Source organism: Bacillus sp. JJ864, from assembly GCF_036963045.1.
GTDB classification, from domain to species: domain Bacteria; phylum Bacillota; class Bacilli; order Bacillales; family Bacillaceae_G; genus Bacillus_A; species Bacillus_A pseudomycoides_C.
Window position 1 is genome coordinate 43,850 of record NZ_JBALLY010000135.1, and the last position, 6,276, is coordinate 50,125.

The following is a 6,276-nucleotide window of genomic DNA, read 5'->3' on the forward strand; positions in this document are numbered from 1 at the left end:
ATTACTTAACCTCCATTTTCACTCTTGGCTTTACAAACGGCATCATCTCACGCAATTTACGTCCAACTACTTCAATTTGATGCGCATTCTCCTCTGTATTAATTGCATGGAAGTTTTGTCTTCCTGCTTTATGTTCCGCAATCCATCCTCTAGCAAATGTTCCATCTTGAATATCTTTTAACACTTCTTGCATCGCTTGTTTCGTATGCTCTGTTACAACCCGAGGCCCCGATACGAAATCACCCCACTGCGCTGTGTCCGAAACCGAATAGCGCATATTTTCTAATCCGCCTTCATACATAAGATCGACAATTAGCTTTAGTTCATGTAAACATTCAAAATAGGCAAGTTCCGGTTGGTAGCCGGCCTCTACTAATGTTTCAAAACCTGCTTTCACAAGAGCAGTTGCTCCTCCGCAAAGTACTGCTTGCTCTCCGAATAAATCTGTTTCTGTTTCTTCTTTAAATGTTGTTTGGAGTACACCAGCGCGAGTGGCTCCGATTCCATCTGCATACGATAGTGCTTTTTCATAAGCCGTTCCTGTTGCATCTTGGTAAACTGCAAATAATGCTGGCACGGCTGCTCCTTCCACAAATGTACGGCGTACAAGATGACCCGGTCCTTTTGGTGCTACAAGGAATACATCTACATCTTCAGGTGGTGTAATTTGATTAAAATGAACGTTAAACCCATGAGCAAACACAAGTGCATTTCCTTCTTGCAAATTTGGTGCAATTTCTGTTTCATATACTTCCGGCTGTTGTTCATCTGGAATCAACACCATTACAACATCTGCTAGTTTTGTAGCTTCAGCAACCTTATATACAGAAAATCCATCTTCTTTCGCCTTTTCCCATGATTTTCCTTGACGTAGACCTATCACAACATCAAAGCCGTTATCGCGTAAATTTTGCGCATGAGCATGACCTTGAGATCCATAGCCAACAATTGCTACTTTCTTTCCCTTTAATACACTTACTGTTACATCCTTTTCATAATAAACTTTTGCCATTTTCTTTCTCCTCCTATATTTTAAAAATTAGTTAATTAACATTACTTGTTGTTTATCTTGCTTTTTCATACTTCTCGTAAAAGCTGTTACTCCTGTTCTTGCAATTTCTTTTAAACCGTATGGACGTAACAACTCAATAAGCGCTTCTACTTTTTCTTGCGTTCCTGTTACTTGAACGACGATGGAATCCTTTCCAACATCTATAACAGCAGCGCGAAATGGTTCAATTAAGCTATACAATTCCGATCTTGAAGCAATTGATGTAGACACTTTAATGAGTGCAAGTTCTCTTGCAATCATTGCTTCTTCTGTAATATCAGATACTTTTAATACATCAATTTGTTTATGAAGCTGTTTAATAAGCTGTTCGACTTGCTGAACATTTTCAACATGAACAACAAATGTCATTCTTGAAATATGGGCCGATTCTGTATGGCCTACTGAAATACTTTCAATATTAAATTGCCTTCTCGCCATCACACCTGTAATACGATTTAAAACCCCACTTTGATTTCGAACTGTCGCTGTTACAATCCGTTTCACTATTCCACCCCCTCCATTTGATGAACACCTTTTCCTGGAGCAACCATAGGCGTAACTTTTTCAGATTGTAAAACGCGGCAATCAATTAGCACCGGTTCTTGTAAATTCATCGCCTCTTTTAATTGTTCTTTTGCTGTTAACGGATGTTCAATCCGGATCCCTTTTATTCCATACGCATGGGCTAACATAACAAAGTCTGGTTGACAAGAAAGTACCGAATGCGAATAACGCTGATTATAAAACTCATCTTGCCATTGCCGTACCATTCCAAGTGCTTCATTGTTTAAAATAAGCACTTTCACCGGGAGGCAATGTTCCTTTAAAACACTTAATTCTTGTAATGTCATTTGAAAGCCGGCATCACCTACAATTGCTACAACGAGTTCATTCGGCTCGGCAATTTTCGCCCCTATCGCAGCTGGCAAGCCAAACCCCATTGTTCCAAGACCTCCAGATGTGATCCACTTATCAGGTTGTTTTAATTTATAATATTGAGCGGCCCACATTTGATGCTGTCCAACATCCGTCGTTATAATGGCATTTCCATTTGTAACTTCATAAAGCATTTGAATTGCAGCTTGCGGTTTTAACATTTGCGAATCGTCTTCATAACAAAATGGATAACGATTCTTTCTTTTTTGCAGAAGTTGTAGCCATTCTTTATGATTTTGTTTCTCTCCTTTACACGCTAGCAACGCTTCTAAAGCATGCTTCGCACTGGATACAATTGGAATTTCTGTTGCAACGTTCTTTCCAATTTCTGCAGGATCAATATCAATATGAGCTACCGTTGCTTCCTTTGCAAAATACGTTAAATTTCCAGTCAAACGATCATCAAAACGGGCCCCTATATTTATTAACAAATCACATTCATACAAAGCCATATTTGCTGCGTAAGAACCGTGCATGCCCCCCATTCCTAAAAACAATGGATCATCTGCTGGAAATCCTCCAAGACCAAGCAATGTATGAACAACCGGAAGATGATACATTCGAGCAAATGCGGTTAATTCATTTGCCGCTTTTGCATGCAGTACACCCGCACCTGCTAAAATAAGTGGTTTCTTTGCCGTTTCAATTGCTTGCATTAGCTTTGTAATTTGTAATTGATTCGGATGATAATTCGGCTGGTATCCAGGTAAATCCATCTCGGCATCGCTACATCGCTCTCCGGTTTCTACAACCATATTTTTCGGAAGATCAATGACGACCGGACCTGGTCTACCTGTTGCAGCAATATGAAATGCTTCTTTTATAATTCTTGGTAAATCCGATACATTTCGCACTTGATAATTATGTTTTGTGACAGGCATTGTAAGTCCGATAACATCCGCTTCTTGAAAGGCGTCACTCCCTATGAGCGTTGTTGCAACTTGACCAGTAAATACGACGAGCGGTAAAGAATCCATCATCGCATCCGCTAAACCAGTAATGACATTTGTCGCTCCCGGCCCGCTTGTAGCAATTACAACACCAGGCTTTCCGGTAATTCTTGCATACCCTTCTGCCGCATGGATGGCTCCTTGCTCATGCCTAGTTAAAATATGAGGAATTTCACAATCGTAAAGCGCATCATATAGCGGCAAAACAGCTCCTCCTGGATAACCAAAAATGACTTCTACCTTTTCCTTTCTAAGCGCATGTAACAATAGCTGTGCACCGGTTGCCATTTTCTCTTCCGTTTTTGAAGACATCGTTTCTACAAACCTCCTTTATAAAATACCTATATAAATAAAAAAGTCTTTCGCCCACACTTCAGCTATTTGCTGAAGGGACGAAAGACTCGTGGTACCACCCTTCTTTGCAAGAAAAATTCTTGCCTCAGTGACTCTAATAGAATCAAGCTAATAACGGAGCTACCGTCCAAACCTAGGCAAGTGCTTCAGTTTGGCACTCAAGGGCGATGTTCGTCAACGTGAACCATCGGTTTCCACCAACCACCGACTCTCTGTGAGGCTTCACAATCAACTACTCCTCCCTATCAACGCTTTATCCATCCGTAAACGGAAGTTTCACTTTATACTTTCATAATTCCTCCAGTATTTGCCGAAGTAACAAGCTTTGCGTATCTTGCTAAATACCCAGTTTTCACTTTCGGATCTGGAGAAATAAATTGTTTTTTTCGCTCTTCTAATACTTCGTTAGAAATTTCCCAATGAATACTGCCATCTTTTACATTAATGATGATGGGATCGCCGTCTCTCACATATGCAATTGGTCCTCCTTCAGCCGCTTCAGGCGATACATGCCCAATCGCAATCCCTCTTGTTGCTCCGGAGAAGCGCCCATCAGTAATCAACGCAACCTTTGTTCCAAGTCCTCTCCCAACGATTGCTGATGTTGGAGCTAACATTTCCGGCATACCAGGTCCTCCTTTTGGACCTTCATAGCGGATGACTACAATATGCCCTTCTTTCACAATACCACTATGAATTGCAGCAACTGCTTCATCGTGAGAATCAAAGCAAATTGCTTCACCCACAAATGAGGTAACTGATTCATCAATCGCTCCAACTTTTAGGACAGAGCCATCTGGTGCTAAATTTCCAAAGAGAATGGAAAGACCACCTGTTTTACGATAAGGCCGCTCTTTCGGACGAATTACTTTTTCATCTAAAATTTTTCCATCTTCTGCTGTTTCATAGATGCTTTTCCCTGTAATTGTCATGCGCTCAGAATGAATTGCCCCTGGAATTTGTGAAAGCTCTTTAATAATAGCTGCCACCCCGCCGGCTTCATGTACATCATGCATAGAATAATGAGAAGCTGGGCTAATTTTCGCCAAGTATGGAACACGCTTTGCAATATCATTAATACGCTGCAAGTCATAATTAATTCCAGCTTCATTCGCGATGGCTAACATATGTAAAACGGTATTTGTCGATCCGCCCATCGCCATATCTAATGCAAAGGCATCATCAATTGCTTCTATCGTAATAATGTCACGCGGCTTTATATCACGCTTAATTAAATCCATTAAATGAGACGCAGCTTGACGAATTAAGTTATGTCGTTCTTCACTTGTTGCGACAATCGTTCCATTTCCGGGAAGTGCAACACCGAGCATTTCCATAATGGTATTCATAGAATTTGCTGTAAACATCCCTGAACAAGAACCACACGTTGGACATGCTGATTTTTCCATATCAATCAGCTGCTCTAAACTTAACTTCCCTGATTTATGAGCGCCAACTCCTTCAAATACAGATGCTAATGAAAGAGGAGTGCCATCTTTTGCTTTTCCAGCTTCCATCGGTCCCCCTGAGACAAAAACAGAAGGGACATTCGTCCGAACAGATGCCATTAACATTCCCGGTGTAATTTTGTCACAATTCGGCATAAACATAACTCCATCAAACCAATGAGCTTGAATTACAGTTTCTGCCGCATCTGCAATGATCTCCCGACTTGGAAGTGAATAGCGCATTCCAATGTGTCCCATTGCAATTCCATCATCAACACCGATTGTATTAAATTCAAAAGGAACACCTCCTGCCGCGCGAATGGCAGCTTTCGCTACATCAGCAAGTTCCCTTAAATGAATATGTCCTGGAACAATATCTATATATGAATTACAAATTGCAATAAATGGTTTATGAAAATCTTCTTCTTTAACGCCTGCCGCATGAAGCAAACTTCGATGCGGCGCCCGGTCAATACCTTGTTTAATCATATTGCTTCGCATCGGTTATTCTCCTATCAACTTACTTGATTTTCTTCATAAATTTTTTCACCATCTTCTACGACTAGCTTACGAAATTCTTCTAACAAACGATTTGTATGCATTCCTGGTTTCCCAGCACCAATTTCTCTTCCGTCAACCTTCGTTACCGCAATAACTTCAGCTGCTGTACCTGTTAAAAATACTTCATCCGCTACATACACATCATGGCGAGTAAATAATTCTTCCCTTACGTCATAGCCAAGCTTCTCACCAATTTCCATAATCGCATTTCGCGTAATTCCTTCCAGTGCTCCCGCAGAACTTGGCGGTGTAATTAATTTATTGCCTTTTACAATAAATACGTTGTCACCTGAACCTTCTGCAACATACCCTTGCTCATTTAACATCAGCGCTTCCTGCACACCAGCAAGTTTCGCTTCAATTCTAACTAAAATATTATTAAGGTAATTCAATGATTTCACTTGTGGTGTTAATACGTCTGGACGATTCCGCCTTGTTGCAACTGTCACAACCGGGATGCCCTTTTCATAATATTCCGTTGGAAACAGTGCTAGTTGTTCCGCAATTACAACAACATTTGGCTTTAAACACGAATCGGGATCTAAACCAAGATTTCCAGCCCCGCGTGATACAACTAGACGAATATACCCATTGGATAATTGATTACGCCTTATTGTTTCAACAACAATATTGGTCACTTCTTCCAACGTATATGGAATTTCTAGTAAAATGGATTTTGCTGATTCGTACAAACGAATGAGGTGTTCTTTCAATCGAAAAACATTCCCGCTGTAAACACGAATGCCTTCAAATACCCCATCACCATATAAATATCCATGATCATAAACAGAAACTTTTGCTTCATCTTTTGGAACAAATTCTCCATTTAAGAAAATCCATTGCTCGTTCACTTGAAAGCGCCCCCCTATATCCTTGAAATTTTTATTGTTTCCTAGTTTACGCTCCCTTTTCAAATAAATCAAAGAAATTTTTGAAAATTTAAAATTTTTAATTTTAAGGACACCCCATTATATAT

Annotated in this window: 5 protein-coding genes and 1 other annotated feature; all 5 genes read right to left on the reverse strand. The window is 40.2% G+C overall.

The window, feature by feature from the left end; translation table 11 throughout:
- Nucleotide 1: 1 nt before the first annotated feature.
- A complete protein-coding gene (gene ilvC, locus V7024_RS19230; protein ID WP_335522809.1) occupies nt 2-1,012 on the reverse strand; it encodes a ketol-acid reductoisomerase in 1,011 nt (336 codons plus the stop codon).
- Nucleotides 1,013-1,039: 27 nt separating this feature from the next.
- A complete protein-coding gene (gene ilvN / locus V7024_RS19235) occupies nt 1,040-1,555 on the reverse strand; it encodes an acetolactate synthase small subunit (RefSeq protein ID WP_335522811.1) in 516 nt (171 codons plus the stop codon).
- The gene (gene ilvB, locus V7024_RS19240) at nt 1,555-3,249 is read right to left on the reverse strand and encodes an acetolactate synthase large subunit (protein WP_335522813.1); all 1,695 of its coding nucleotides are present in this window, start codon (nt 3,247-3,249) and stop codon (nt 1,555-1,557) included. The genes ilvN and ilvB overlap by 1 nt, the downstream gene beginning before the upstream one ends.
- A 73-nt stretch (nt 3,250-3,322) precedes the next feature.
- Nucleotides 3,323-3,549 (reverse strand) — a binding site (T-box leader).
- Nucleotides 3,550-3,572: 23 nt separating this feature from the next.
- Complete coding sequence (gene ilvD / locus V7024_RS19245; RefSeq protein ID WP_335522815.1) at nt 3,573-5,240, reverse strand: dihydroxy-acid dehydratase; 1,668 nt, start codon at nt 5,238-5,240, stop codon at nt 3,573-3,575.
- Between the two features lie 14 nt (nt 5,241-5,254).
- Nucleotides 5,255-6,151 (reverse strand): branched-chain-amino-acid transaminase, encoded by an 897-nt coding sequence (gene ilvE / locus V7024_RS19250; RefSeq protein ID WP_335522817.1) that lies wholly within the window; start codon nt 6,149-6,151, stop codon nt 5,255-5,257.
- Nucleotides 6,152-6,276 lie beyond the last annotated feature (125 nt).